General features: G+C 54.1%; 1 protein-coding gene. It reads left to right on the top strand.

The features are described from left to right. The coding region (locus N477_RS23825; protein WP_155732019.1) for an AMP-binding protein at positions 1-597 on the top strand (597 nt) is incomplete at both ends.

Genomic DNA, 597 nt, shown 5'->3' with positions numbered 1-597 from the left:
AGTGCAGGGAGTGATATTCGATGACGCTGCGCTGGAGGCTATGCTTGGTCATTTACATAATCTGTTAATGGCGCTAACGCAGAGCGATGCGACGACGACCTTAGCAGAACTGACTATGCTAAGCGACAGCGAGCTTCAGACGACGCTCAGCAGCTTGGCTGGTGCACAGCCACAGCAGCAAGAGGCGCAGTGTATTCATGCGCGCTTTGAACAGCAGGTAGCTGCCGGGGGTGAGCGCACAGCGCTTATCTGTGGTAGTGAGAGGTTGAGCTACGCAGCGCTCAACGGTCGTGCGAATCAGCTAGCCGATTACTTACTGAGTCATGGCTTAGCAAAGCCGGGACGTTTGCTCGGGGTCTGCGTGAAGCGCTCGGTCGATCTCGTGGTGGGGATCTTGGCGAGCTTGAAGGCTGGGTGTGCGTATGTCCCGCTAGATCCAGCCTATCCAGACGCCAGAATGGCCTATTTAGTGGAAAATGCTGGGCTTGAAGTAATACTGACAGATTCAGAAGCTCAGGGACAATTTGAGGCTGGAACAGTTCAGGCACTGGCGTTAGATACGCTGGATTACAGTGCATACAGCTGCGAAAATCCAGA

It is taken from the genome of Pseudoalteromonas luteoviolacea H33-S, from assembly GCF_001625695.1.
Classification (GTDB): Bacteria; Pseudomonadota; Gammaproteobacteria; order Enterobacterales; family Alteromonadaceae; genus Pseudoalteromonas; species Pseudoalteromonas luteoviolacea_B.
This window is presented reverse-complemented; position numbering and strand designations above follow the sequence as displayed.